Genomic DNA, 26,302 nt, shown 5'->3' with positions numbered 1-26,302 from the left:
ATTAACTCCCTAGCTCTAATTGGTTTTTTACCAACTCATAATACTTACCTTTTTTCATAGATAATGTTTTATGGTTTCCTTGTTCTACTATTTCTCCGTTTTCTAAAACAATTATATTATCGGCGTTTTTAACTGTGCTCAAACGATGTGCAATAATAATGGAGGTTCTATTTTTAATAAAATCATTAAGATTTTCCATTATAACTTTTTCATTGTTTGCATCTAATGCGCTTGTAGCCTCATCAAAGAAGATAAAAGAAGGATTTTTATAAACAGCTCTAGCAATCATAAGTCGTTGTTCTTGACCACCACTTAATCGTATTCCAGATGTTCCTAATTCAGTGTTATATTTGTTAGGTAATCGCTCTATAAACTCCTGAATATTTGAAATAGAAGCTGCCGTTTTTAGTTGCTTTCTATCAATTATCTCATTTTGTTCAGATTCTGAAATATTACCTGCTACTGTATCATTAAATATAAAAGTATCTTGCATAACTGCACCACAATTCATCCGCCAAAAATCATTATGAATATTATTCAAATCATTGTAACCCACTAATATTGATCCTTTTGTTGGCTTATGAAATTTGAGAAGTAATTTTACGAGTGTAGTTTTACCGCTTCCACTAGCCCCAACAATAGCAGTAGTTTTACCTTCTGGAAATATACAATTTAAGTTCTTTAATACATAAGGTGTGGATTTACCTCCGTAACGAAAAGATAAATCCTTTATAATAATATCCTTATTAGTTGGAAGTTCTTTTGCCTTATTATCTTTTAGTTCATCTTCATCTTTTTTTGTGTGTACTTGCATTAAGCGTTCTAAACTTATTTTTGCATCTTGCCAAACTTGAATAAAACCAATAAAACTACTTAAAGGTGTATTTAACTGTCCAACGATATACTGTATAGAAAGCATCATACCTAAGGTTATATCACCATTTACAACTGCTGTAGCAGACAAGAATGTGATAAAAATATTCTTCAGCTCATTAATGAAACCTGAGCCGATAAATTGATATTGTTCCAGAGCTAGAGAGCTTATAGAAGTTTTAAATAAACTAATTTGAACCTGCTCCCATTTCCATCTATTCTTCCTCTGCGAATTATTTATTTTAATTTCTTTTACTCCATTTATTATTTGTATCAAAGAGGTTTGGCTTTGTGAACTTTCATCAAAATGTTTATAGTCTAATTCTGCTCGTTTTTTTAAAAAAAAGAATGTCCAAGAAACATAAAAAATAGCTCCAATTAAAAAAACTAAAAATATCATTAAATTATAAAAGGCTAATACGAAACTAAATACAACAAATAATATAATAGAATATACCATACCAAACGTAGACGATGACACAAAGTTATTAATTCTATTATGGTCTTGTATTCTTTGTAAATGTTCTCCTGTATTTCTTGTTTCAAAAAAATTAATGGGCAATTTTAGCATTTTATATAAAAAATCTGAAATCATTTTTATATGAAACCTATTGGAAATATGAATTAATAACCATTCTCTAAAAACACGAACTAAAGTTTGCGAGACAAAAAGCACTAGCTGTGCTATTAATATTATATAAATAAAGGGAACATTCTGCGTATTTACACCAGTATCCACAATAGATTGCATTAAAAAAGGTGTTATAAACTGAATTGTGGTGCCAACAATTAATCCAATTAATAGTTGATAAGCTAACTTTTTATACGGTTTAAGATATGGTAACAAAAAAGAAAAACCTTTCTTTTTTGTTTTTTCTTCATCAAGAGTATGAAAGTTTGTATTAGGTTCTAAAATTAAAACAAAACCAGTACCATCATTAGTATTTGTCCAAGCCTTTAAAAAAGATTTATGATTGTATTCTAAAAACCCTTTAGCTGGGTCAGCAACATATATTTTAGTCTTACTAGTTTTGTAAACTACAACAAAATGCTTTTGTCTCCACGGTACTATAAAAGGTGTAGGCACTTCATCTATCAAACTTTCTAAAGAAACTCGCATACCTAAAGTCCGCATTTCAATAATTTCAGCAGCATCAGCAATACCTGCCATTGTTACACCTTGTCTTGTTATGCTCGCCTTATCTCTTAAAAATTCCCTAGAAAAATTTTTCCCATAAAACTTCGCAATCATCCTCAAACAAGTAGGGCCGCAATCACGATAATCTAATTGTCTAAAAAAAGGAAACTTATTTTTTCTCATAAATAACACTAGTTTGGCAATATAGACTGGGATAGGTTCCCTAATGTTTCTTTATTTAGGAAATTATTATTAAAATAAACACCTTCTATTGTTTCTAATGCTTTTATATCTTTTAATGGGTTATTTTTTAATAAAACAAAATCGGCCTTTTTACCTTCTTCTATAAAACCATAATCTTCTTCAAAAAAAGCTGCAAAATTCACTGTAGCCATTTGTAAAATATCAAAATTATCCAAACCTGTATTTTTTAATAATTCCATCTCACCAACCATACCAAAACCAGGAACCATATATTTTGATGAACTGTCAGGACTTAAAAGTATTTGAACACCTAACTTGTTCAACATAGCAATTACTTTATACTTTTTGTCCAATTTTAACAACTCTAATTCTACTTCATCTTGATAAGCTTTTACTCCTAACCTTTCTCTATACTCTTTAGTCTTTTCTATCCACTCTTCAACCACTACATCAGAGATATATTCCATTCCTCGTAAATTACGCAATTCATCGAGAGTATATCTTCCTGAACCAACACTATACCAACTTAAAGTTGGGCAAATACTAATATTGTTATCCTTAACAGCTTGTAATCTTACACTTGTTAACATTGACTCCTCCGTTAACCCTCCTAAATGCTCAAAAGAAGTGTAATTAGACTTAAAAATTTCAATGTCTGTAATATTACTAGGAAAGTGTCCTGCAATATTGATATTATTAATTTTACACAAGGAATCTAGCTCCTTGAACAGACTTTCATCCTTAATACTCAAAATTTTTATAAAATCAAAGTTCTTTGCTTCTTGAATATAATCATTTAACTCTTGACTGGTAAAAGTATAATTCCTAGATATAGGAGGTGAGGATAGATACAATTTTGGATATGCTGAATTGCCCATATTGTATTTTTCTCGCCATTCTAAATGATTCCAGTTTCCACGCATAGAACGCAATTTAGTGACTCCATTTATTAAATTAAGAATCAATGTTTTTTTTAAATCATTCTCGTCTTTTGGTAAATGTACATGGGCATCTGCTAGTGAAGGCATTATAAACTTATTACTACCGTCTATCGTCATAAAATTTTTATACTTCTTTTTTTTTGTATTAGAAATAGATTCTATTAAGCCATTCTTAATTACGACATCTTGATTTTTAATTTCGCTGTCATTTTTCATTGTAACAACAGAAACATTTTTAACTACTAAGTTTAAAACTTGATAATTCTCAATGCTATTTATTTTTTTTTTGCTATTCTGACCATTTACTCTGACAGATATTATAATAACAATAAGTACTAAAAAATATTTTTTCATTTTTTTATTAAAATTGATAATAGTTGTTTTGATCTTTTTTTAAAAATTCTTTGTAAGGATTCAAAATACAAAAATCATCATATCTAAAATCCAAATCTCGGTTACTCAAATCAAACTCACTTTTAAGTTTTGAATATTTATGTAAAATAAAAGCACATTTTTCATCCAAACTATTATAAAAATTAACTCCTTTTTCTGTGAAAACTTCATTAAGTTTTAATAGTTCTAACCCTGTTCTAAAGCGTAAAAATTGATCTGCTAGCCTACCTAGCAATTCGTGCTTTTCCTTGCCAGAAAATATATTTCTTGATAATAATATATCAAAACACTCAACACGCTCTGTAACAGTAAACAGTCCGTGAAAAGCACCATAAATTGTTCTGTAATCCCATTCTTTTTTAGTGTAATCAGACATTAATATATTCTCTACATCTATTTTAAAATAATCTTTTCTATTGTGCACAACATAATATAAGTAGTTATGTGAACCTTGGTGTATTAGCTCTTCTATAAAATAAATAATATTATTTTTCCCTATGACATAAAAATACAACATACCTAAAGTTTCTATAGAAGTAAAATTTAATATTTTAGGATTATCGTGTAAGTATATTTTTTTATTGGCAAATACTAATTTCTTATAATATTTAGGCAGGTACTTTCTTATAATATCAATTGCATAAAAAACTTCTTTATAATGTTCTTTCCATACAGAGTTATGAATAGGGGTTGAGTTTAGGATACTTCCCTTGTAAAACTCCACAAAATAAGATTCTTGAACTAAATGTATTTCTTTTACAATTTCAAAGTCACCTTTTTTTAGTATTGGTTCATATAGTGTATCCTTGAAGTATTTAAAATAACCAACTTTAGGTATATAAGCTACTTCATTTCTATTATATGAATGACGTAACTTATATTTTTCTTCTTTAGTATGATAACCTTGAATTATTTCAGCTAAAATAGCAACATTCTTATTTGTCTTTAAATTAAAATACGAAAACAATAAAGGCTCAATAAATATATCATCGTTATTAAAGTTAATTTTATCTAAAATACTTTTATCCTCTTTGTAAATAAGTAATTTTATAGTATTAATAATTTCTGTTTTAACCTCTTTCAGATTATCAATCATAATTATTTTTTTCTAGTTCATTAGTAAAGAAATCATCAAATTCTTTAAAATGTATTTGAAATAAATTTTCTATTGTATACTTTAAACTTTCATCCGATTCACCACTATTTAATAGTTTAAATAGCCCTTCTTTACCATATTTACTATAAGCTAAATGACATAAAAAAGCACCTGCTGAATACATTATTGATGACTTTGAACCAATAATTGTATGCCTTTTATCTTCATCAAATAAATATTCTCCTATACTTATTTCTTTTGTAGATATATACTCTTGTAATAACTCTATATGCTTTTCATAATTTAACCCCTTAGAGCCACCTTTATATGTAGCAAAGCCTTCGTCAATAACTGAATGAATTTTTGGAAATTTCTTATTTAAATAAATATGTGTTACCTCATGTGCATAAAATTCGGTGTCGTTTCCTGAGAAAAAAATATTTTGATAGGAATAAGCAAGACCTCCAATTTGTTTTGTATAAAACATCATATCAAGATAATCATAGCCTAAAAGGCTATATATCTCATTAGTATTTTTACAAATTATATATTTATAATTAATTTTTTCTTGCTCTAAAAATATAGATAAATCAGTTTCAAATTTTTTCTGTTTATCTATGTTTTCATAATTAAGAATTCGTTCTCCTGAATAATAATAAGTTATGTTGTCAATTTGTATTTTTTTCCACTTACTTAAATTATCTGATATTACATTTTTAAAAACGAAATCACCCTTATCATTTTTAATCGCATAAACATTATATACATAATCTAAAGAAAAAAAACCTTCTGGGTTGCCTATGACCGCTATTTTTATTTGATATTTATCTAATGCTATTTTTTGCAAACCAACTACCGTAGGCTTATATGCAGGATAATTATTATTTACAGTAGTATAAAGATCATGATATGGGTAATTAAACATTAATGTGTCATTTTTATCCCAAAATTTAGAATAATCGATAAACTCCTTTGAGTTTATACAATCTTCTAATTTCTTAATAATTATATTATTTTCCTTTTGAACATCTGAAAATGCCATAACACCATAATCAACATTAATTACCCTTCTAACGTCTTTGGCTTTCTCATTATTAATTTGTGATGAACATGACAGTGATAAGAACAAATAAATTACAGATAAATACTTCATAAAAATTAAATTTAAAAATAAATAGGCAACCCATAAAAGGTTACCTATTTAGATCAAGTGATAAGAAAAATATTAATTTATTTTTCTTATTATTGGTTTTTTTGTTGCTGTATTGTCAACTTCTACTTCAGGACGTGGTGGATATGTTCTACCTCCCCCATCATGACATGCGTTCTCTGTACCGCCAGAAATACTGTTCAACAAATCGTGTGAAACAATAGTTCCTGCTCTTTCTTTTAGATCATCAAATGATAATTTATTCATAATTCATTTTTGTTATAAACTACCTACTAAAAATATTTTTTCGGCATAAGTTTTCACTTACAAAAATTACATTATATTTAACAATCAACAATGGCGAAAAAACATATATTATGTGATTTAAACATAAATATCGCGTCTATTTAAAAACACTATGAACATACCAATAAAAATAAAACTACTTCGTGAAGATAAAAAAATATCTCAAGAATTTGTGTCACATCAATTAGGACTTAGTCAAAGTCAGTATAGTCGTAGAGAAAATGGTACAGTTAAATTTGTTGCTGAGGAGATAGGAAAATTGGCTAAAATTCTAGACGTCTCAGTATCGTTTATTTACAACGAAGAAACAAATGATTTTACCGACAACACTATAAATATTGATAATGTTCGTCACTACATTAATGTATCTAAAAAATTAATTGAACAATACGAAAGTATACTAAAAGAAAAAGATGAAATTATATTACTTCTAAAGAAAAATAATCAAAAAATTTAAGAAAAAATTCTACATAATCAGATATTACTAACTTTTTTAGCTTACAAAAAAGGTTGTCAAACTTTAGAAGAAATTGTAAGCAAACCTGAAAAAATTAAGTTTGCGGTAATAATTATTGTTTCAAATTTTAAACTGGCAAATGAATTTATTATTCTAAACTTGGTTTTTTACGATTTGCTTTTTTTAAGGCCGATTTCTTTTTAGTGTTCAATCGTTTTTCTATAGCAGACCTAGATTGTTTGGTTTTTTTGCGCTTTTTAGGCACAATTAAGGCCGATTTTATAAGCTCTAAAAAACGTTTTATAGCCAAATCTTTATTTTTATGCTGACTTCTAGAATCATCGCACTGTAACAACAATACATTTTCTTTTGTAAGTCTGTTACTTAGTTTTAGTAACAGTCGTTCTTTTTCTTTATCTGTAACTGCTGTAGAGTTTTGCAAATCATACGTAAGCTCTATTTTAGTAGAAACTTTATTTACGTGCTGACCACCAGCGCCACTACTACGCACTGCTTTAAATTGTAATTCTTGTATTATTTGTGTTGTATTCAAAATTAAGCTAGTCTTTTATTTAGTACTTCTAAAGAAACATTTAAGAATACATTTTTACCAACCTCAATACTTTTACTATCCGTAAAAAACAAACTCTGATCTTCTGTTATCCCTTCCATTAAATAATAAGATCCCATTGCATAACTATTAATTACACGTACTTCTATTCCAGAAGTTTCAGACACCTTAAACTCGTGTGCATATACCACAATATCTTTTTTAGCTTCTGTATATTCTTTAATAGTAGAAATAGGAAGTAGGTTTGCCTCTGCAAACAAACTTGCTACATATAACGACTTTGGATTGTTATATAATGTTTCGGTTTTTTCGTTTGCTAATATTTCCTGATCTTTTACAACCAATATACGATCTGCAAATGGCAATACTTCTTTCTCGTCATGAGTTGCAACAATGCACGTAATTTTTTTACGCTTTAAGTATCCAAAAAGTCGTCTACGCAGACTATTTTTTCTAAAATTATCTATGTGACTAAAAGGTTCATCTAACAGCAAAATCTCTGGTTCTTGTGCCAATACTCTAGCTAAAGCCACTCTTTGTTGTTGTCCTCCGCTTAATAACTTTACTTTGGTCTTTGCAAAACTAGTCATCTCTACCATTTCTAAAAGCTCATCTGTTCTTGCTTTTAGTTCTTCTGGATAAAACACAGATAAGTACTGACTCACATTTTCTTCTACCGTAATAAAAGGCATTAAGTCAAAATCTTGAGACAAGTATTTCATATACTTTTCTCCTGGAATTAAATTATAATCTGGTCCTAAAACCTGATTGTCATCCCAAAAAATAGTTCCCTTATCTAACTGTAAAATACCGTAGATAATTTTTAAAAGTGTACTTTTTCCACTGCCGCTTTCTCCTAAAATGGCAAGGTATTCACCATCATTAACAGTAAAATCAATGTCTTTTAGAACTGGCGTTGTATTGTATGAAAATGTTATATTGTTTACGTGTAGCATAAATTGAAAAAATCCGTCTCTCTTAAGAAACGGATTTTTTTATAATTTTTAGTTCTTATTCTTTAAAATCTTTTAAAATTGCCTTATTTGGCAATTCTTTATATCCCATATTAAATAGCGTAAATGCTTGTATATCTACTTGTTCATTAATGGTAGCCTCAGTAGATTTACCCGCTCCGTGACCTGCATTAATATCTATTCTAATTAATGTAGGGTTAGCGCCTGTTTGTTTTTCTTGTAATTCTGCTGCAAATTTAAAACTGTGCGCAGGCACTACACGGTCGTCATGATCTCCCGTAGTTATTAAAGTTGCAGGGTATGCTACTCCCTTTTTAACATTGTGTACTGGTGAGTACCCTAATAAATAGTTAAACATTTCTTTATCGTCTTCTGCTGTACCATAGTCATACGCCCAACCTGCACCTGCTGTAAATGTGTGGTAACGTAACATATCTAAAACACCTACTGCAGGCAATGCTACTTTAGCTAAATCTGGACGCTGCGTCATTGTTGCACCAACCAATAAACCACCATTAGAACCACCTCTAAGCGCTAAATACTCTGGTGTTGTGTATTTGTTTTCTATTAAATATTCTGCAGCCGCTATAAAATCGTCAAAAACGTTTTGCTTTTGTAATTTTGTACCTGCATCATGCCATTTTTTACCGTACTCACCACCACCTCTTAAATTAGGTACAGCATATACGCCACCTTGCTCCATCCAAACAGCATTGGCAATACTAAAACTTGGAGTTAAACTTACATTAAACCCACCGTAACCATAAAGTATCGTTGGATTTTTACCATTTAGTTCTATTCCTTTTTTATAGGTAATTATCATTGGTATTTTTGTACCGTCTTTAGAAGCATAGAATACTTGTTTAGACTCGTAATCTTCTGAGTTAAAATCTATGTTTGGACTCCAATATTGTTTATATTTTCCTGTTTCTACGTTATAACTGTAAGATGATCCTGGAGTATTATAATTTGTAAATGAGAAGTAAAACTCTTTTTCTTCTTTTTTACCTCCAAAACCTGAAGCTGTACCAACACCTGGCAACTCTATGGTACGCACTAAATCTCCATCATAATTATATTGCAATACTTTAGAAATAGCATCTACCATATAATTGGCAAAAAAGTAACCGCCACCAGTACCTGCAGTAAGTACATTCTCGGTTTCTGGAATAAAGTCTACCCAATTCTCTGGTGTTGGGTTAGCAGCATCTACTGTAACCACTTTTTGATTAGGAGCATCTAAATTTGTTGCTAAATATAATTTAGAACCTACATTTTCTATTACATAAGTATCTGATTTAGTATGGTCTAAAATGGTTGTAACTTTATTTGTTTCTAAATCTTTTAAAAACAATTTATTACCTGATGTAGAGACAGATGCAGATATTAATAAATATTTACCGTCTTCTGTAACAGTGCCACCAACATACCTGTGTTTTTCTTCTGCTGTACCACCAAAAACTAATTCGTCTTGATTTTGTGGTGTTTTTAGTTTGTGGTAGTATAATTTGTGCTGGTCTGTTTTTGCAGATAACTCGCTCCCCTTTGGCTTGTCATAACTAGAGTAAAAGAACCCCTCGTTACCTTTCCAAGATAAACCACTAAATTTTACATCTACCAAAGTATCTTCTACAACGGTTTTTGTTTTTGCGTCTAGAATTATAATTTTTCTCCAGTCACTACCACCTTCAGAAATTAAGTATGCTGCCAAAGAACCATCTTTAGAAAAACTTAACCCAGCTAATGATGTTGTACCGTCTTCTGAAAACTTGTTGGGGTCCAGAAAAACTTCTTCTTTATCGTCTTTTTTTCTGTAGATCACAGATTGATTTTGTAATCCATTATTTTTTGAAAAATAGATATAATCTCCCTCTTTAGATGGTGATCCTAGTTTTTCATAATTCCATAATTTTTCTAGTCTTTGCTTTATGTCTTTACGAAACGGAATCTGATCTAAATACCCAAATGTTGTTTTGTTTTGTTCTTTTACCCAAGATTCGGTTTCTGTACTACGGTCATCTTCTAACCAGCGGTAAGGGTCTGCTACATTTGTACCAAAATAATTTGTTACAGTATCTACCTTATTGGTTGATGGATATGAGGTCATAATTGCTTCTTTTTTTGAAGGTGATTTACAGGCTACAAAGGTAATAGCAGTAAAAATAAATATGCTTATTTGTTTCATAAGAATTTGTTTATTTTTAGGTTGATAAAACTTAACTGTATTGAATTTAGAGCTTTATGCTTTTAAAAATAATACAAAAAAACCTTTAAGAAGCATTCTTCTTAAAGGTTTCTATTTTTTTGTGTTAGGGATTGCAATGAAAATCCTTTTTTATTTTTCTTAAAAAAGATTGCAATGTAAAGCCCGCCCGTTAGGAACACCTAAAACTACAACTGCCTGTTACAGTAGCTTATTATTGTTAAGGTATTCTGCAATTTGCACGGCATTTGTTGCTGCTCCTTTACGTAGGTTGTCTGCAACTATCCACATATTTAATGTGTTTGCTTGCGACTCATCTCTACGTATACGGCCTACAAAAACATCGTCTTTATTGTGTGCATACACTGGCATTGGGTAGGTGTTTGTATCTGGATTATCTTGTACAACTACACCTGCTGTTTTGCTTAATACTTGTCTTACCTCGCTAACATCTGCATCATTATAAAACTCTACGTTTACAGATTCTGAGTGGCCACCTGCTGTTGGTATACGCACTGCTGTTGCTGTTAATGAAAAAGTGCGATCGTTAAATATTTTTTGTGGCTCACGAGATAGTTTCATCTCTTCTTTTGTGTAACCGTTATCCATAAAAACGTCACAATGTGGTAACGCATTTCTGCTAATTGGGTAAGGATATGCCATTTCTCCTTTTATACCAGCCGTCTCATTCTCTAATTGTTTTACAGCTTTAACGCCTGTACCAGAAACAGATTGGTAGGTAGAAACCACTACGCGTTTCATTTTATATTTTGCATGTAAAGGTGCTAAAACCATTACTAATTGTATGGTAGAGCAGTTTGGGTTTGCAATAATTTTGTCTTCTTTGGTTAGTTCACTAGCATTAATTTCTGGAACTATTAATTTTTTGGTAGGATCCATACGCCAAGCAGAAGAATTGTCTACTACGGTTGTACCTACTTCTGCAAATTTTGGAGCCCATTCTAAAGATGTATCTCCGCCTGCAGAAAAAATAGCTAAATCTGGTTTAGCTGCTACTGCATCTGCCAAGCCAATAACGGTATGTTCTTTGCCGTTATAGGTCATTTTTTTACCTACAGAAAGTTCTGAGGCTACTAATAATAACTCTGTTAATGGAAAATTACGTTCTTGTAATACGTTAAGCATTACTTCTCCTACCATTCCTGTGGCACCAACTACCGCTACTTTCATTTTTATAATATTTAGAATAACAAATGTAGTTTAATGTAGTTTAACCGCCAAGCAACAGTAAGAAGATTAAAATAAATATAACAAATTGTTTTATTTATAACATTATGAAATAAAGCATAAAAAAACCGCCAAGCTTAATGGTGAGCTTGGCGGCTGTATATAGTTAATAGGAAATTACTTTTTTAGTAAATCTCTAATTTGTGCTAATAACTCTTCTTGTGTTGGTCCTGCTGGTGCAGCTGGAGCTGGAGGAGTTTTTGTTTTGTTGTAAGCTTTTACGATTATGAACATTACAAAACCTACTATTAATAAGTTTATAATTGTGTTAATCCAAGCACCGTAAGCAATTACAGCACCACCTGCTTCTTTAGCTGCTGCTAAAGTTGCATAGTCTTTACCGTCCATTGCTACGTGAAGGTCTTCAAAGTTCATACCTCCTGCAAAATAACCTACAAATGGCATTGCAATGTTGTTTACAAAACCATTAATAACTCCGCCTAAAGCCGTAGCCATAATAACCGCAACTGCAAAATCAATTACATTACCGGTCATAATAAAATTCTTAAATTCTTTTAACATGTTTAGTGTATTTATTTAGTTAATAGCTGCAAGATACTAAAAAATACAGTTTCTTAAAATTTTCTTAAAAAATAAAAACTCTGTTAACGCGCTGAGATATACCCGTAACCAATTCATAAGAGATTGTACCTGCTGCTGTAGCTAGTGCGTCTGCAGTGTAAGTTTCATTAAAAACTATAACCTCATCACCTTCTTTACAGTCTATATTGGTTACGTCTACCATAATCATATCCATACAGGTATTGCCAACTATTGGTGCTTTTTTACCATTAATAAACACAAACCCTTTTTGGTTGCCATAAATTCTATAAATGCCATCTGCGTGTCCCAAAGGTAAGGTTGCAGTTACCATTTTACGGGTGGCTTTGTATGCCATATTGTAGCCAACACTTTGGTTTGGCTCTAAATTGTGCAACTGAGAAATTACTGTTTTTAAACTTGCTATTGGCTTTAAGTGTGTATCATACCTAGGATCATTACCAAAACCATACAACCCAATACCACTACGTACCATATTAAAGTGTGCGTCTGGATAATTTAATATCCCAGATGTATTACACATATGTTTTATGGATGAATAGCCCAGCAAATTATCTAACTTAGAACTTATACTTTTAAATTTTTTTATTTGCTGTTCTGTAAATTCCTTTTCATTTATATCTTCTGATGCTGCTAAATGAGAAAAAGCCGAAGCTACCTTTATACTAGTTGCCTCTTTTATTTTTTTTATAATTAGATCTATATCGTCCTCTAAAAAACCTAACCTATTTAAACCTGTATTAAATTTTAAGTGTATTGGGTAATTTTTTTTATTTATTGATGAAGCATAGTTTATAAACTGATTTAAAACTCGGTCTGAATAGATACTTGGTTCTAAATTATAAGCTACAATTTCTTCAAAATTTACTTCTTGCGGATGCAGTACTAATATAGGTGTTTGTATGCCTGCTTTGCGTATTGCAACACCCTCACTAGTATATGCAACGGCCAAATAATCTGCTCCTAATTCTGTTATTTTTTTAGCAATGTGTACCTGGTCACTACCATAGGCAAATGCTTTAACTACAGCTAAAAACATAGTCTTAGGCTGTAATTTTGACTTTAGGTATTTGTAATTTTGCTCTAGGTATTTTAAGTTAATTTCTAGAACAGTTTCTGTTGCCTTAGGCATTACTATCTTTTTTAGGATCTTTTATCTGCTCTGCATCTACGTCTATAGTTTTTACCTTTTCTTTAAGCATAGCTTTGTAATAAGCAGCTCTACTTAATGGTTCATACTCTTCCGTTTCACCTAGCATTACCAAATTATCATTATTAGATTTTCTAAAACTATAATTGGCTAAGTTACCAGTGCGTGTACAAATTGCATGTACTTTAGTTACATACTCAGCTGTAGCCATTAATGCTGGCATTGGTCCAAATGGGTTTCCTTTAAAATCCATATCTAAACCAGCTACTAAAACACGAATTCCTTTGTTAGCCAAATCATTACAAACCGTAACAATTTCATCATCAAAAAACTGAGCTTCATCTATACCTACAACATCACAACCGTCTGCTAACAATCTAATATTTGCAGCAGCAGGTACAGGAGTAGACCTTATTTCGTTAGCATCATGAGACACTACCATTTCTTCATGATAGCGCGTATCTACAATAGGCTTAAAAATTTCAACTTTTTGCTTGGCAAACTGCGCACGTTTAAGTCTTCTAATTAATTCTTCTGTCTTACCAGAGAACATAGATCCGCAAATAACCTCTATCCAGCCAAATTGTTCTTTGGGGTTCACCGTATTTTCAAGAAACATTTTGTATTTTTAGACGAAAATAAAGCGTTTTTCGTTCTTATTTGGTAGATCGATTAAAATTATTGAAAATTTTCGCCACACAAGGTTTTAAAATATTAGGGAGATGAAGGAAAAATTAAAACAAGAATTAATGAAAATGTCTACGGACATACTAACTTCCAATGAATTAGATAATGTTTCTGATTTATATGAAACTGCAAAAAATTTATACGAGAAATTAGCAGTGTTAAAATTTATTGAAGAGAAATTACACGATGTAGAAGTAGATGTTACTAAAAATATTATTGCAGAAAAGTTTGAAAAATTAGCGAACGCAGTAATTTATGAAAATACATCTGTACCAGAAAGTAACCCTCACCAAGAAGATATTATAACTCCTGGCATAACCACTATTATGGATATGATGCCAGAAATGGAAGAGCCAAAAGCTACTGACGATATGCTTAACGAGTTTGCAAAAAAACCCGAGTATAGTAAAAACGACCAGGAACTTTTTGTACCCGAAACAGAAGTTAAAGCTGCAGCTACTACAGAAAAAGTTGTTACTAATAGTGTTACTGGTGATATAAAAATTGGTTTAAATGACAGACTTGCATTTGTAAAGCACTTGTTTAACAATAGTAATGAGGATTATCAAAGAGTACTATCTCAACTAAGTACTATTGATACAGAAGAAAGATCTGTTTCTTTTATTGTAAATATGGTAAAGCCAGATTATAACAACTGGGTAGGAAAAGAAGAGTACGAAGAGCGTTTTATGGCAATTATTGAACGTAAATTTGCATAAAACTCTTTTATGAACATAAACAACATACTTTATTATATTGGCACATTATTGCTTACTGCAATTATGTGCTTTTCTGTTTACAACTATTTCTTTAATTACGATGCAATTTCTGGGTACTTTACACATTTAGGCTATCCTATATATTTGGTTTACCCTTTAGCAATTGCAAAAATATTAGGCCTTATTACCATCTGGACTAATTTTTCTAAAACACTTAAAGAATGGGCTTACTTTGGCTTTTTCTTAAACACAACAATGGCTTTTGCCGCACATTATATAACTGATAATGGCGGTTACCTTTTTGCTGCTATTGCTTTTATAGGTGCAGCATTATCTTATTACTTTGGTAAAAACCAAAGACCTTAATTATTTTTTTATAATGGGAAAACTATATTTGGTTCCAACACCAATAGGAAACTTAGAAGACATTACTTTTAGAGCTATAAGAGTTTTAAAAGAAGTGGATTTAATTTTAGCTGAAGATACACGTACTAGCGGAAAATTATTACATCATTTTGAAATAGACACGCAAATGCACAGTCACCATATGCACAACGAGCATAAAACGGTAGATAGTATTGTAAAACGTATACAAGCAGGTGAAAATATTGCTCTTATTTCTGATGCCGGAACTCCAGCTATTTCAGACCCTGGCTTTTTATTAACTCGCGCTTGTGTAGAAAATAACTTAGAAGTAGACTGCCTACCTGGCGCCACAGCTTTTGTGCCTGCTTTGGTAAATAGCGGTCTACCTAATGACAAGTTTGTTTTTGAAGGTTTTTTACCGGTTAAAAAAGGAAGACAAACACGTTTAAAATTATTGGCTGAGGAGACCAGAACTATTATTTTTTATGAGTCGCCACACAAGTTAATTAAAACATTAGGCCATTTTGTAGAATATTTTGGTGCAGACAGACCCGTTTCGGTTTCTAGAGAACTTACCAAAATGTTTGAAGAAACAATACGTGGCACAGCACAAGAGGTATTAGAGCACTACACGGCAAAACCTCCTAAAGGTGAAATTGTTATTATAGTTGGTGGTAAAAAATAAAACACTTCTCCTTAATTTCTAATTTTACTTAACAATTACTAATTCCCCTAAATACAGGGATGCATAACAAAAACAACTACTATACTTTTACCAAATGACTTTAGATCAATTTAAAGAAAAACTAAAAAACACCCCAACTGCTATTGCTTTTACAGATACAATGCAGGTTATAGAAGATAATTACAGCTTTACACCAACTGCTTTTAAAAATGGTAGCTTAGAGAATAAAGAGGGTGAAAACTCTGGCTCTTGTAAATTATTTGCTTTTGCTTTAAAACAAGAATTATCCAAAGAAGAAACTTTAGCTTGTTTTGGAGATTACTACTGGGAAGATGTGTTACAGAATCCTAACGGAGACGGACACTTAAACATTAGAAATTTTATGAAAACTGGTTTTAGTGGCTTAGCTTTTAATACTGAAGCTTTAGTAAAAAAATAAAGATGAAAATCAATTTTAAAGCAATTACCCATACTATTATACTTGCTTTTAGTGTAACTATATTAAGTTGTAAAAGCAATACACAAGAAAGTACTACCGAAAAAAGCTCGGTTTTACCAAATGGTATGCGATTAACTGTTTTAAAAACCAATAAAGACCAAACATCTATAGGCATATTAACAGGTACAAATTACGGCACTACGCACACCTACAAATACAATGTTTTACTACATGAACCAGATGTTAACTGGAGTTTTAGTAGCGGAGAACCTAAAAACTTTTTGTTTTGTAAAGACACTACTTATATACACTACGTAAATAAAAATAATTACCCTATAACTGTTACAGACTCTGTAGCAAACACCACCGCTACAGAAAACAATTATAAAATAGAAAGCATGTATCAAAAGCACGTTGATAACAGGTACTTTTTTAATCTTTTTGGTGATGATTTTTGGTTAGATATTACTCCTGAACGCTACAACGAAATTAAAAATTCTTGTGAAGAATATGCCATTCCTAATGATGGTGAACTTACTGTAGCAAACAAATAACACATCAATCTAAAAACAACAAAACCCCACCAAAATGGCAGGGCTTATAAATAGTACACGGGTTGCTTTTTAGTAAGCGCTTCCGTTGTGTTTACCTTCTTCCCAACCGTGTTTACCCAAATACTGATTTCCACTTTCTACAGCGCCTTCTTCTATAGAAGTTCCCATAGAGTCGTTCCATCTATTTAAGTATCCAAATAAAGAAATAACTCCAAGCATTTCTACAATTTCACCTTCATTCCAATACTTGTATAAATTCTCTTTAATTTCTGCATTTACAGAATTTGGCACTTGTGATGCCGCTAAAGAAAAATCTAGTGCAGCACGTTCTGCATCAGAAAAAGCAGCATGTGTTCTGTATTCCCAAATATTATCTAATTGTTCTTGTTCTGCTCCGTAACGTTCTGCAGCTCTTATGGCGTGTGCTTGGCAGTACCTACAACCAGTAGCATTACTACTAACCCAGGCAATCATACGTTTTAGCGCAGAAGTTACATTACCTTCATTAGCCATTACTGCTTTATTTAAGTTTATAAAAGCTTTTGATATTGCTGGTCTGTGCTGCATTGTTAAAACCGAATTAGGACAAAAGCCCAAGGTCTCATTAAAAAATTCTGCCAATTCTTTTGTTTCAGAATCATGATTAGGGTCTAAAGGGTTTACTAAAGCCATAGTTATTTTTATATTTAGTTGTATTTTTGAATCTACAAGAAACGAAAAAAAATTATGAGTACAACAAATCATATTACAACCAAATGGTTGGGCAACATGGCTTTTGAAAGTAATAACCCATCTGGAAACAACTTAACTATAGATATTGCCAAGGAAGATGGTGGTGACGGACAAGGTTACAGACCTAAAGCGCTTATGCTTTCTGGCCTAGCTGGTTGCTCTGGTTTAGATGTAGCTTCTTTAATGAAAAAAATGAAGCTAGAGGTAGACGAGTTTACTATTGAAACTATAGCAAACCTTACAGACGAACACCCTAAGTATTATGATGCTGTTACTATAGAGTACCATTTTCACGGTAGTAATTTAGATGAAAAAAAATTGCAACGTGCGGTAGATTTATCAGTTGAAAAATATTGTGGTGTTATGGAAATGTTTAGACGTTTTGCAACATTAGACATTAAAACTATTTTTCATCACGCTTAAATTAACTGTTGAGAACTAAAGGTTCTAGAAATAAGTTCTTGCTTAATTTTTTATCTTGATTCTTTGAGCTTGAACTTTTCTTGATTCCTAAATATAAAAAAACAACACATGCGCTGGACCATAAAACCTAAACCTGATGCTGCTAAAGTAGCTGAATTACAAAATGCATTACAGGTTGATGAAATTGTGGCTAAACTTTTATTACAGCGCGGTATTACTACTTTTGAAGAGGCTAAAAAATACTTTAGACCACAACTATCAGATTTACACGACCCATATTTATTAAAAGATATGGATTTGGCTATTGCTCGCATAGAACAAGCTATTGCCAACGAAGAAAACATTATGGTTTTTGGCGATTATGATGTAGATGGCACAACTTCTGTAGCCTTAGTATCATCTTACTTGCAAAGTTACTACCCAAATGTTACTACTTATATTCCAGATAGATATAAAGAAGGTTATGGTGTGTCTTATGCAGGTATTGACTATGCAGATGATAACGATATTAGCTTAATTATTGCATTAGATTGTGGTGTAAAAGCAGTAGATAAAGTAGCATATGCAAAAGAAAAAGGTGTAGATTTTATTATTTGTGACCACCATAGACCTGGTGCTACACTACCAAATGCTGTTGCTGTTTTAGATGCTAAAAGGAGCGACTGTAATTATCCGTATGACGAGCTTTGTGGTTGTGGTGTTGGTTTTAAGTTGATACAAGCTTTAGGTAGTAAAAGAGGACAAACCATAGAAGACTTAGTGCCTTATTTAGATTTAGTTGCTACAGCAATTGGCGCAGATATTGTACCCATTACGGGTGAAAACCGAGTGCTTGCCTATTTTGGGTTACAGGTTATTAACAGTTACCCAAGAGCGGGTTTTAAAGCTATAATTAATCAGATTAAAAAAGATGTACTTACCATTACAGATGTTGTTTTTGTAATTGCACCTCGTATAAATGCTGCAGGGCGAATGGTACACGGCTTGCACGCTGTTAATTTACTTACCGAAACGAATTTGGAACAGGCAGAAGAATTTGCTGCTGCCATAGAACAATACAATGCAGATAGGCGAGAACTAGACCAAGAAATTACCAAAGAAGCTTTAGTACAAATTACAGATAACAAAGAGGAAAAACGCTTTACATCTGTTGTGTATAGAGAAACGTGGCACAAAGGTGTTATTGGGATTGTAGCATCTAGACTTACTGAAACCTATTACAGACCTACTTTGGTTTTTACTAAAAGTGGAGAAAAATTAGCAGCATCTGCACGCTCTGTAAAAGGGTTTGATGTCTACAACGCCCTTGAAGCTTGCGCAGAACACATAGAACAGTTTGGAGGCCATAAATATGCTGCTGGTTTAACCTTATCTGAAGCACAGTATGATGGTTTTAAAACAGCGTTTGAAAAAGTAGTTGCAGAAACTATAGACCCTAACCTTTTAACTCCAGAAATTACTATAGATGCAGAACTTAACTTTAACGAGATAAGTCCAAAATTAATGCGAATTATTAAACAAATGGAACCTTTTGGCCCTGGTAATATGTCGCCCGTATTTATGGCAGATAACCTACAAGACACAGGTTATGCAAAAGGCGTAGGGCAAGAAGAAGCGCATTTAAAATTAGCTGCTGTACAAAATGGTTCTAACCAAATTGGAGCTATTGGTTTTAATTTAGGTGATAAATTGTCTTTAGTACAAAACAAAAAGCCTTTTAGCGCTGTTTTTTCTTTAGATGAAAATGAATGGAAAGGCAATGTAAGTCTACAATTAAAGCTTAGAGATATTAGATAAAAAAGCCCAAACACAAATTAAATGCTTGGGCTTTTTAGAAAAAAACTAACTCAAAACTTAACTTTTATTTTTATTGTAATAAGGAATACACAAACTCAGGGTGTCCACGTTCTCCGTCTGCATTTGTAAGTGCTAAAAACTTAATTTTGTATAGGTTTCCGGCGGTATCAGACATCACATAAAAAACATTATCTTTTAAAGAAGGTAGAGCACCTGGTCCACCACCATTTCTCCAACTACTTCCTACACTTCTTTGGTCATTGGTAAATTTAGAAGCATCAACATTTGCTAACGTAAAGTTGTCATAATTTAAATCGGTTTCAACTTCTGTATCTATCATATATACTTGAGCATTGGTTTTTGCGTTATTAACCACAAAATCAGTGTACCCGTAAGAACCAGCCCCTTCTATTTCATTAGTAAAAACAGTAAAATTTAAGTCCCAATTTTCTCTTATAGGCTCAACCTTAATTTCTTTTTCTGTATCAAAACTAAAAAATGCAAAATTATAGTCGCCATTTTTAGAAATGGCTACTTCTTTATGTGTTGTATCATCTAAATCTGCATATTGTAACACATAATCATCACCATTTCTTAGAATTCTAATTTTTTTCCAGCCTCTAGAATCTCCACTAACAGCAACACTTCCTGTACTCGGAACTTCTGTACCAACTTTAAAACCTAAGTTTACTAGGTATACTGTGTTATTGGCATCTGTACTAGAAATTTCATCTAAAGCAGTTTCTAAAATATTACCATCTGGGGCATCAACAAATTCAGAATTTGCAGGATCAAAAGTGCCAATAGCTACCTGTGGTTGTAAATCTTGAATTTCTTGTGAAGTTGAGTTTATAGCATCAATATCTGTAACAGAAAGTTTAGCCGTTGCCATATATATTGATCCATTTAGCGCTACTCTAAAGTTTTCACCTGAGAAAAATCCTAAATCCCACGTATCTCTTTGTACTACTGAAGATGTATTGGCACTTAAATCTATATACACTTGGTTTGGCTCGTTTGGTCCTCCTACATTTGGAGCTATTGACGCTCCTTCTATAACAATTTTAATAGCTTCGCCAGGCTCGTCATCCTTACTACAGCTAGTAAAAGCCATAACTGTAGCGCATAGTGTAATAGTTAATAATTTGTTTAACATAATTGTAATTTTAAAATTTAAGGTTATATAATAATTTTAAGTAATAAGATCGTCCGTAGCCTAGCAAAATACCATTACTGGCAGAAGAATGAGTTCCTTCTCCTACAGGGCCATTAACATCTACAGTTGTAACATCTAATAAGTTTCTGGCTCCTAGAGTAACCTGAAAGGATTCATCTAAAAAAGATTTTTTTAAAGAGGTATCTAACCAATTATAAGCATTGGTAGTTGTTTTGGAAAACGTTGGGTTTCCGTTGGCGTCAGTTCCTGTTGCGCTATAGTTTTGTTGTTCTCCCGTGTGTTTTAAAAGTACAGTTACTGCTGTATTCCATTTTTTTATTTGATAGGTACTACTTGTATTTAATTGAAATGAATACAGAAATTTATCATCTGAGTTTACCTCATCATTAGCAACTTGTGATATGCCTTGTAATGTAGCTCCAATATTAAAAGTCCAGTTGTTTTTTTTAAAACTATTTTCTGATGTTACACCCCATAATTTATACTCATTAACATTTATATATTGGTACTGTAAAGGTGTTTGGTTTACAATGGCTAAATCTATTTTATCTTTTACGTCTATGTAGGTAAGTTTTACAGCATTTAAAAGAGATACATCTTTGATCCAACTACGTTTTTTTAAATTTAAAAAAGACGTAAAACCGTTTTCTGGTTTCAAATTTTCATTACCTCTAACATCATGATTGCTATCTACAAGATAATAGTACAATTCTTCAAAATTTGGTGTGCGGTAGGAGTTCCCAAGGTTTGTTCTTAACTCAAACCCATTTTTTATAAGATAACGTGCACTTAAAGAACCTAAAAGTTTAGAATTAAAAGTTGAGTTATATTCGTAACGCACACCTGGTCGCAAAAGAATTTTATCAGAAATAGTAACTTCTGATGATCCAAATATGGCATAATTACTTTGAGACTGTTCTTTATCTTGTGCTGTAACATCGCCCGAAGCCTGTGTATCAAAACCTTTAATAAAACGAGTTTCATAACCTAATTGAAAATTATAAAAATCGCTTTTAACTAGATTATTAATACTTCCTTTAGAGAAAAACACACTACTAGATTGGTACACTTCATCAGTTTCATTACTTCTCTGGTTTGTAATTATATAATTATTAAACTCATTTAGATTCCGCTTTTGCTTTTGATAAGATGCAGAAGCCTTATAATTTGCTCCAGAATTTAATCTTCCGTTTATGCTTAAATTATTAACAAATCTATTGGTTGTAAAAATCCTGTCAGTTGCAGATGGGTTACTAGTTTGCGATTGTGTATCTATATTAGCTCTAACAGCTGCATCATAGTAGTTAACCACTTCATTTAGGTATTCAAACTTATAAAAAAGCTTAAAGTTATTTTTAGTATAATTTACTAATGCATTAGTGTTTATTTGTGTTTTAGGCAACCAATCATATCCTCTTAATCCATCATTTTTATAATAGTCTTCTCCTTGCCTACCATTATAAAAACCCGCAAATTGATTTCTATTTACTCCTAATCTAGTATACCAATTGTTGTTTATATTATGACCAATATTTAGTCCTTGTATGTGTTTCCCCTTATTAAACCAAGCATACTCATCACTAATTGTTTCCTCTTGTAAAATTGCTTGTACTTTCCAATCACTATCACTAGACTTTTTAGTGATTATATTAATAACTCCAGAAACAGCATTAGCTCCATACTCAACACCCATTGCTCCTTCAACAATTTCAATACGCTCTACATCATCAAGGTTTATTTGTGTTAAATCTATATTATTCCCTAGTCCGCTGTCACTAACAAGAGGAATATTATCAACCAAAATATTGAAGTATTGAGCATCTAAACCAAAAAAAGAAATTGTAGATTTTCCTGTCTGCCCATTTGGAACTACGGTTAGGTTTAAATTAAAATTCAATACATCTGCCAAATTATTGGCTGCCTGGTTTTCTATTTGCTCTCTGTTTATAACAATAACATTATGAACCGATTTTTTTATTGATTGAGGACTATACTGTCCTGTTACAACTACCTCTTCTAACTTATTTAAGTTAATTGAGTCCTTTTTTAACTCTTGTGAGAACACAAAAACAGAGAAAAAAAGCATAAAATAAATAGACAAATATTTACTATTTAGAATCATTCCTAATAATTTTCGACAAATATATGTGTTATTTTTAATCAATCTAAATAAATTTAATATTTTTGTCAGAACAAAACAGACATTACATACAAATACACAATTATGAAAAAAGTACTTTTTTTAGCCATAGCAATAGTTGGCTTTAGTTTGCAAGCAGTTGCACAAGACAAAAAACAATTAGACAAAGAATCTATTAAAGATATGTGTGGTTGTTTTAAAGTAAATTTTAAGTACACAGAGACTTTTGCACCAGAAATTGATTATGAAAAGCATTTAGATTATACCTCTGGAGCTTTAGAATGGGCAGAGTTAATTGAAGATGAAAACAACAAACTGTCTATACAGCACCTATTGGTTATAAAAGATACTATGGTAATTAAGCATTGGAGACAAGATTGGTTATATGAGAACAATCGTGTTTTTCATTACGATAAAGACAACAAATGGGTATTTACAGAATTACCTAAAGATGAAGTAAAAGGACAATGGACACAGTTAGTTTACCAAGTAGATGACAGCCCTAGATACTCTGGATCTGCAACTTGGATACATGCAGATGGCAAAAATTATTGGGAAAACAAATCAGATTCTCCACTACCAAGAAGAGAATACTCTAAAAGAAGTGATTACAATGTTATGGCAAGAGGTAACCGCCAAGAAATTACAGATTACGGTTGGTTACACGAGCAAGACAATGATAAAATTATTAGAGAAACAGGTAGCAAAGACGTTTTACTTGCTCAAGAAAAAGGATACAACACCTATGTAAGAGTACCAGATGAACAATGTTTAGCTGCAAAAGACTGGTGGAAAAACAATAAGAAATTTTGGGCAAAAGTTAGGTCTGCTTGGAATAAAGTTTACTCTAAAAACAGTGAAATAGAGCTTGCCAAAGCTCTAAACAAAAAACCATTATTTATGCATTTTTATGAGTTAGAAAGTAAAAATGCTAATGAAAAAGAAATACTTGCTTTAATACAAAAATTTGCATCAACTAAAATAACAGAAAATGCACCTGAAAAATAAAAGAACCCTACTATTTATAACAGCATTTACATTTTTGTTACTGGCTTTTAATTCCCCCCAATTGCCAGAAAAATTACAAAAAAAAGTAAACGCAGCAATAAGCTATGCTTATGGTACAGAATCTTTTAAATTAAGCGGAATCACAAGTGATGTGATTCCGCCTAAAGATTATGTTTTTAAAATTAAAACTGATGACACAGTAACTGGCTATGCTTATGTTGGGCAAGCAAATAGCATGAAAAACGTATTTGACTATGTAGTGTTTATAAACAAAGACCTTAGTATTAAAAAAACAAAGGTTTTAATTTACAGAGAAGACCACGGCAGGCAAATAGGCGCACAGCGTTGGCTAAAACAATTTATTGGTTTATCTGTAAATAAAAAACCTGTGTATGGTAAAAATGTAGATGCTATTTCTGGTGCAACTATTTCTGCAAAAAGTATGACAATTGCAGTTAAAGATGTACTTGAAACTATACAGAAATTAAACAATAAAAAACTTCTTTAACCTATACAATTATGAGAGACATAGACGCTATTTATTATAATGATTTTGGAATTGCCTTTCATTGGAAAAAAGAACCTAAAAATTACCGTAGTAAAATACAAGTAGTATTTAGAGACACTGGTTTTTTACTTACACAAAAAGAATTACTACGTTTTGCAGAGCATATACAAAGCACTATGAATTCTAATGCTGTGTGTAATTGTTGCCCTAAAAAAAAGTCTTGCAGAGCATTACTGTTAGAGACACCTGTACCACAAGTTAGTTTGGCTGTTAGCGTTAATGAGTTAACAGCGATAAACGACTTAATAGAGGGCACTATTTTTCAGTTAAATATAGATGATTTTTTAAGTGATATCTGTAACAATTAAGTTTAGTAACTCTTTACTAATTGTAATACATTTACACTAACTAAACTGTTCTCAAATGGATCCGTATGCAGCACTACGTTACAAAGAATTTAATGTTTTTTTACTGGTTAGGTTTGCTATGGTATTTGCTTGGTCTATGCAGTTTATTGTTATAGAATGGCAAGTGTACTCCTTAACTAAAGATCCACTTTCTTTAGGTATAATTGGACTTATGGAGGTTATTCCTGCCGTGTCTATGGCACTATTTGCAGGGCATATTGTAGACCAAAAAGAAAAAAGAAATCTTTTAATTAAATGTATTTTAGGGTTTTCTGTAATTAGCTTTGGCTTGTTTGTTATTAGTATGCCAAGTGTTATAGCGCAAACTACAACTAAGACTATTTTATACATTACCTATTTTTTAGTTTTCTTAGGCGGCTTGGTACGTGCGTTTTTGGGTCCTACTATTTTTTCCTTAATTGCCCTAATTGTTCCTAAAAAGATATACCCAAATGCTGCTACTTGGAGTAGCACTACTTGGCAAATGGCATCTGTTTTAGGGCCTGCTTTAGCTGGCTTTTTTATAAGCTGGATTGGTGTACACTGGTCTATGTGTGTAATTTTTGGGTTTTCATTATTTGCCTTAATTACGTTATTACAAATTCCTAAAAAACCAATTCTTAATCCTAAAATTGGCGAGCCTGTTTTTAAAAGCTTAAAAGAAGGTTTAAACTTTGTATTTAAAACCAAGGCAGTATTAGGCGCATTAACTTTAGATATGATTGCTGTACTATTTGGTGGTGCCGTTGCTTTACTACCCATTTTTGCGCAAGATATTTTACAAGTAGGCTCACAAGGCTTTGGCATTTTAAGAGCTGCGCCTGCTGTTGGTGCTGCCTTAATGATGTTAACCTCTACTCGTTTTCCGTTACATAAATTTGCAGGTAAAAAACTATTGCTTGCTGTATTTGCCTTTGGTATTTGTATTATTGTTTTTGGGCTGTCTACCTATTTCTGGGTGTCTGTTGCTGCCTTATTTTTTAGTGGAGCCGTAGATGGTGTGTCTATGATTATAAGGCAAACTATTTTACAATTAAAAACACCAGACCATATGCGTGGTAGAGTAGCCTCTGTAAATTCTATGTTTGTAGGTTCTTCTAATGAGCTTGGTGCTTTTGAAAGCGGACTTACAGCCAAACTAATGGGAGCTGTAACAGCTGTGGTTTTTGGTGGCACAATGACGCTTATTACAGTTGGTGCCACTGCTATTTTTTCTCCTAGCTTTAGAAAATTAGACCTAAGTAAAGATGTACAAGAGCACGAAAAAGAAGAGTAATCAACTTTAAATATTCTAGCCTTTAAACAAAATAAATCCCTATATTTTTACGTTTAATACAGGATAAAAAACTGGCTAAATTTGCACTACAGCTCATAAAGAGGCAGTTATCAACCTAT

The 26,302-nt window shown here is 31.8% G+C and carries 27 protein-coding genes; 12 read left to right on the top strand and 15 right to left on the bottom strand.

Annotated elements, in window-relative coordinates; genetic code table 11:
- Position 1: 1 nt before the first annotated feature.
- From Q4487_RS10700 to Q4487_RS10680, 5 genes are all read right to left on the bottom strand, one after another.
- Complete coding sequence (locus tag Q4487_RS10700) at positions 2–2,194, bottom strand: peptidase domain-containing ABC transporter (RefSeq protein ID WP_303542103.1); 2,193 nt, start codon at positions 2,192–2,194, stop codon at positions 2–4.
- Positions 2,195–2,202: 8 nt separating this feature from the next.
- Positions 2,203–3,510, bottom strand: a complete 1,308-nt coding sequence (locus Q4487_RS10695) for an amidohydrolase family protein (protein WP_303542104.1) — start codon at positions 3,508–3,510, stop codon at positions 2,203–2,205.
- 7 nt (positions 3,511–3,517) lie between these two features.
- The gene (locus tag Q4487_RS10690) at positions 3,518–4,645 is read right to left on the bottom strand and encodes a hypothetical protein (RefSeq protein WP_303542105.1); all 1,128 of its coding nucleotides are present in this window, start codon (positions 4,643–4,645) and stop codon (positions 3,518–3,520) included.
- Positions 4,638–5,798, bottom strand: coding sequence for a hypothetical protein (locus Q4487_RS10685; RefSeq protein ID WP_303542106.1), 1,161 nt, complete (start codon positions 5,796–5,798; stop codon positions 4,638–4,640). The genes Q4487_RS10690 and Q4487_RS10685 overlap by 8 nt, the downstream gene beginning before the upstream one ends.
- Before the next feature lie 72 nt (positions 5,799–5,870).
- On the bottom strand, positions 5,871–6,062 hold the full coding sequence (locus Q4487_RS10680; protein ID WP_303542107.1) for a hypothetical protein: 192 nt from the start codon (positions 6,060–6,062) through the stop codon (positions 5,871–5,873).
- Between the two features lie 151 nt (positions 6,063–6,213).
- Between Q4487_RS10680 and Q4487_RS10675 the strand changes: the two genes are divergently transcribed.
- Positions 6,214–6,558: a helix-turn-helix domain-containing protein gene (locus Q4487_RS10675; RefSeq protein ID WP_303542108.1), complete on the top strand. Its 345-nt coding sequence runs from the start codon at positions 6,214–6,216 to the stop codon at positions 6,556–6,558.
- Positions 6,559–6,706: 148 nt separating this feature from the next.
- Here Q4487_RS10675 and arfB read toward each other — a convergent pair whose 3' ends face one another.
- From arfB to Q4487_RS10640, 7 genes are all read right to left on the bottom strand, one after another.
- Complete coding sequence (arfB, locus tag Q4487_RS10670; RefSeq protein WP_303542109.1) at positions 6,707–7,111, bottom strand: alternative ribosome rescue aminoacyl-tRNA hydrolase ArfB; 405 nt, start codon at positions 7,109–7,111, stop codon at positions 6,707–6,709.
- 2 nt (positions 7,112–7,113) lie between these two features.
- On the bottom strand, positions 7,114–8,085 hold the full coding sequence (locus Q4487_RS10665; protein WP_303542110.1) for an ABC transporter ATP-binding protein: 972 nt from the start codon (positions 8,083–8,085) through the stop codon (positions 7,114–7,116).
- A 55-nt stretch (positions 8,086–8,140) separates the two neighbouring features.
- Positions 8,141–10,288 carry a prolyl oligopeptidase family protein gene (locus tag Q4487_RS10660; RefSeq protein ID WP_303542112.1) on the bottom strand — a complete coding sequence of 716 codons (2,148 nt, stop codon included), beginning with the start codon at positions 10,286–10,288 and terminating at the stop codon, positions 8,141–8,143.
- 219 nt (positions 10,289–10,507) lie between these two features.
- The gene (locus tag Q4487_RS10655) at positions 10,508–11,497 is read right to left on the bottom strand and encodes an aspartate-semialdehyde dehydrogenase (protein WP_303542114.1); all 990 of its coding nucleotides are present in this window, start codon (positions 11,495–11,497) and stop codon (positions 10,508–10,510) included.
- A 174-nt stretch (positions 11,498–11,671) separates the two neighbouring features.
- Complete coding sequence (mscL, locus tag Q4487_RS10650; protein WP_303542116.1) at positions 11,672–12,076, bottom strand: large conductance mechanosensitive channel protein MscL; 405 nt, start codon at positions 12,074–12,076, stop codon at positions 11,672–11,674.
- Between the two features lie 64 nt (positions 12,077–12,140).
- Positions 12,141–13,247: an alanine racemase gene (gene alr, locus Q4487_RS10645; protein WP_303542118.1), complete on the bottom strand. Its 1,107-nt coding sequence runs from the start codon at positions 13,245–13,247 to the stop codon at positions 12,141–12,143.
- Positions 13,240–13,884, bottom strand: a complete 645-nt coding sequence (locus Q4487_RS10640; RefSeq protein WP_013620760.1) for a thymidine kinase — start codon at positions 13,882–13,884, stop codon at positions 13,240–13,242. The genes alr and Q4487_RS10640 overlap by 8 nt, the downstream gene beginning before the upstream one ends.
- A 103-nt stretch (positions 13,885–13,987) precedes the next feature.
- Between Q4487_RS10640 and Q4487_RS10635 the strand changes: the two genes are divergently transcribed.
- The 5 genes from Q4487_RS10635 (at position 13,988) to Q4487_RS10615 (ending at position 16,715) form a co-directional block, all read left to right on the top strand.
- A complete protein-coding gene (locus Q4487_RS10635; RefSeq protein ID WP_303542120.1) occupies positions 13,988–14,671 on the top strand; it encodes a hypothetical protein in 684 nt (227 codons plus the stop codon).
- A 9-nt stretch (positions 14,672–14,680) separates the two neighbouring features.
- Positions 14,681–15,037 carry a DoxX family protein gene (locus tag Q4487_RS10630; RefSeq protein ID WP_303542122.1) on the top strand — a complete coding sequence of 119 codons (357 nt, stop codon included), beginning with the start codon at positions 14,681–14,683 and terminating at the stop codon, positions 15,035–15,037.
- Between the two features lie 13 nt (positions 15,038–15,050).
- The gene (gene rsmI / locus Q4487_RS10625) at positions 15,051–15,722 is read left to right on the top strand and encodes a 16S rRNA (cytidine(1402)-2'-O)-methyltransferase (RefSeq protein WP_303542124.1); all 672 of its coding nucleotides are present in this window, start codon (positions 15,051–15,053) and stop codon (positions 15,720–15,722) included.
- A 94-nt stretch (positions 15,723–15,816) separates the two neighbouring features.
- Entirely contained in the window at positions 15,817–16,161 is a 345-nt protein-coding gene (locus Q4487_RS10620; protein ID WP_303542126.1) for a HopJ type III effector protein, read from the top strand.
- Between the two features lie 2 nt (positions 16,162–16,163).
- Complete coding sequence (locus tag Q4487_RS10615; protein WP_303542128.1) at positions 16,164–16,715, top strand: hypothetical protein; 552 nt, start codon at positions 16,164–16,166, stop codon at positions 16,713–16,715.
- Positions 16,716–16,784: 69 nt separating this feature from the next.
- Here Q4487_RS10615 and Q4487_RS10610 read toward each other — a convergent pair whose 3' ends face one another.
- Positions 16,785–17,387 (bottom strand): carboxymuconolactone decarboxylase family protein, encoded by a 603-nt coding sequence (locus tag Q4487_RS10610; RefSeq protein ID WP_303542130.1) that lies wholly within the window; start codon positions 17,385–17,387, stop codon positions 16,785–16,787.
- A gap of 54 nt (positions 17,388–17,441) precedes the next feature.
- Here Q4487_RS10610 and Q4487_RS10605 point away from each other — a divergent pair, with 54 nt between their 5' ends.
- A complete protein-coding gene (locus Q4487_RS10605; protein ID WP_072303925.1) occupies positions 17,442–17,870 on the top strand; it encodes an OsmC family protein in 429 nt (142 codons plus the stop codon).
- A gap of 108 nt (positions 17,871–17,978) precedes the next feature.
- Positions 17,979–19,667 carry a single-stranded-DNA-specific exonuclease RecJ gene (gene recJ / locus Q4487_RS10600; RefSeq protein ID WP_303542132.1) on the top strand — a complete coding sequence of 563 codons (1,689 nt, stop codon included), beginning with the start codon at positions 17,979–17,981 and terminating at the stop codon, positions 19,665–19,667.
- 70 nt (positions 19,668–19,737) lie between these two features.
- Here the strand turns inward: recJ and Q4487_RS10595 are convergent, their stop codons facing one another.
- Together Q4487_RS10595 and Q4487_RS10590 are read right to left on the bottom strand one after the other, a co-directional pair.
- Positions 19,738–20,823 (bottom strand): HmuY family protein, encoded by a 1,086-nt coding sequence (locus tag Q4487_RS10595; RefSeq protein WP_303542134.1) that lies wholly within the window; start codon positions 20,821–20,823, stop codon positions 19,738–19,740.
- A 10-nt stretch (positions 20,824–20,833) separates the two neighbouring features.
- Positions 20,834–22,966, bottom strand: coding sequence for a TonB-dependent siderophore receptor (locus Q4487_RS10590; protein WP_303542136.1), 2,133 nt, complete (start codon positions 22,964–22,966; stop codon positions 20,834–20,836).
- 102 nt (positions 22,967–23,068) lie between these two features.
- Here Q4487_RS10590 and Q4487_RS10585 point away from each other — a divergent pair, with 102 nt between their 5' ends.
- The 4 genes from Q4487_RS10585 to Q4487_RS10570 are packed head-to-tail and all read left to right on the top strand — an operon-like array spanning position 23,069 to position 26,183.
- Complete coding sequence (locus tag Q4487_RS10585) at positions 23,069–23,992, top strand: DUF6607 family protein (RefSeq protein WP_303542138.1); 924 nt, start codon at positions 23,069–23,071, stop codon at positions 23,990–23,992.
- Positions 23,976–24,500 (top strand): FMN-binding protein, encoded by a 525-nt coding sequence (locus tag Q4487_RS10580; RefSeq protein WP_303542139.1) that lies wholly within the window; start codon positions 23,976–23,978, stop codon positions 24,498–24,500. Before Q4487_RS10585 ends, Q4487_RS10580 begins: the two co-directional genes overlap by 17 nt.
- 11 nt (positions 24,501–24,511) lie before the next feature.
- Positions 24,512–24,868: a hypothetical protein gene (locus Q4487_RS10575; RefSeq protein ID WP_303542141.1), complete on the top strand. Its 357-nt coding sequence runs from the start codon at positions 24,512–24,514 to the stop codon at positions 24,866–24,868.
- A 55-nt stretch (positions 24,869–24,923) separates the two neighbouring features.
- Positions 24,924–26,183 (top strand): MFS transporter, encoded by a 1,260-nt coding sequence (locus tag Q4487_RS10570; protein ID WP_303542143.1) that lies wholly within the window; start codon positions 24,924–24,926, stop codon positions 26,181–26,183.
- Positions 26,184–26,302: the final 119 nt, after the last annotated feature.

Origin of the sequence: Cellulophaga sp. 3_MG-2023 (genome assembly GCF_030546975.1) — a bacterium.
Taxonomy (GTDB): domain Bacteria; phylum Bacteroidota; class Bacteroidia; order Flavobacteriales; family Flavobacteriaceae; genus Cellulophaga.
This window is presented reverse-complemented; position numbering and strand designations above follow the sequence as displayed.

Excerpts from the sequence above, each read along its gene's own strand:
- Q4487_RS10590 (WP_303542136.1), bottom strand. The coding sequence starts at position 22,966 with ATGATTCTAAATAGTAAATATTTGTCTATTTATTTTATGCTTTTTTTC.
- Q4487_RS10655 (WP_303542114.1), bottom strand. The coding sequence starts at position 11,497 with ATGAAAGTAGCGGTAGTTGGTGCCACAGGAATGGTAGGAGAAGTAATG.
- Q4487_RS10700 (WP_303542103.1), bottom strand. The coding sequence starts at position 2,194 with ATGAGAAAAAATAAGTTTCCTTTTTTTAGACAATTAGATTATCGTGAT.
- Q4487_RS10635 (WP_303542120.1), top strand. The coding sequence starts at position 13,988 with ATGAAGGAAAAATTAAAACAAGAATTAATGAAAATGTCTACGGACATA.
- Q4487_RS10575 (WP_303542141.1), top strand. The coding sequence starts at position 24,512 with ATGAGAGACATAGACGCTATTTATTATAATGATTTTGGAATTGCCTTT.
- Q4487_RS10660 (WP_303542112.1), bottom strand. The coding sequence starts at position 10,288 with ATGAAACAAATAAGCATATTTATTTTTACTGCTATTACCTTTGTAGCC.
- Q4487_RS10680 (WP_303542107.1), bottom strand. The coding sequence starts at position 6,062 with ATGAATAAATTATCATTTGATGATCTAAAAGAAAGAGCAGGAACTATT.
- Q4487_RS10615 (WP_303542128.1), top strand. The coding sequence starts at position 16,164 with ATGAAAATCAATTTTAAAGCAATTACCCATACTATTATACTTGCTTTT.
- Q4487_RS10675 (WP_303542108.1), top strand. The coding sequence starts at position 6,214 with ATGAACATACCAATAAAAATAAAACTACTTCGTGAAGATAAAAAAATA.
- Q4487_RS10690 (WP_303542105.1), bottom strand. The coding sequence starts at position 4,645 with ATGATTGATAATCTGAAAGAGGTTAAAACAGAAATTATTAATACTATA.
- Q4487_RS10605 (WP_072303925.1), top strand. The coding sequence starts at position 17,442 with ATGAGTACAACAAATCATATTACAACCAAATGGTTGGGCAACATGGCT.
- alr (WP_303542118.1), bottom strand. The coding sequence starts at position 13,247 with ATGCCTAAGGCAACAGAAACTGTTCTAGAAATTAACTTAAAATACCTA.
- Q4487_RS10570 (WP_303542143.1), top strand. The coding sequence starts at position 24,924 with ATGGATCCGTATGCAGCACTACGTTACAAAGAATTTAATGTTTTTTTA.
- Q4487_RS10695 (WP_303542104.1), bottom strand. The coding sequence starts at position 3,510 with ATGAAAAAATATTTTTTAGTACTTATTGTTATTATAATATCTGTCAGA.
- Q4487_RS10585 (WP_303542138.1), top strand. The coding sequence starts at position 23,069 with ATGAAAAAAGTACTTTTTTTAGCCATAGCAATAGTTGGCTTTAGTTTG.
- Q4487_RS10630 (WP_303542122.1), top strand. The coding sequence starts at position 14,681 with ATGAACATAAACAACATACTTTATTATATTGGCACATTATTGCTTACT.
- Q4487_RS10685 (WP_303542106.1), bottom strand. The coding sequence starts at position 5,798 with ATGAAGTATTTATCTGTAATTTATTTGTTCTTATCACTGTCATGTTCA.
- Q4487_RS10595 (WP_303542134.1), bottom strand. The coding sequence starts at position 20,823 with ATGTTAAACAAATTATTAACTATTACACTATGCGCTACAGTTATGGCT.
- Q4487_RS10640 (WP_013620760.1), bottom strand. The coding sequence starts at position 13,884 with ATGTTTCTTGAAAATACGGTGAACCCCAAAGAACAATTTGGCTGGATA.
- Q4487_RS10580 (WP_303542139.1), top strand. The coding sequence starts at position 23,976 with ATGCACCTGAAAAATAAAAGAACCCTACTATTTATAACAGCATTTACA.
- Q4487_RS10610 (WP_303542130.1), bottom strand. The coding sequence starts at position 17,387 with ATGGCTTTAGTAAACCCTTTAGACCCTAATCATGATTCTGAAACAAAA.
- Q4487_RS10620 (WP_303542126.1), top strand. The coding sequence starts at position 15,817 with ATGACTTTAGATCAATTTAAAGAAAAACTAAAAAACACCCCAACTGCT.
- Q4487_RS10665 (WP_303542110.1), bottom strand. The coding sequence starts at position 8,085 with ATGCTACACGTAAACAATATAACATTTTCATACAATACAACGCCAGTT.
- mscL (WP_303542116.1), bottom strand. The coding sequence starts at position 12,076 with ATGTTAAAAGAATTTAAGAATTTTATTATGACCGGTAATGTAATTGAT.
- rsmI (WP_303542124.1), top strand. The coding sequence starts at position 15,051 with ATGGGAAAACTATATTTGGTTCCAACACCAATAGGAAACTTAGAAGAC.
- recJ (WP_303542132.1), top strand. The coding sequence starts at position 17,979 with ATGCGCTGGACCATAAAACCTAAACCTGATGCTGCTAAAGTAGCTGAA.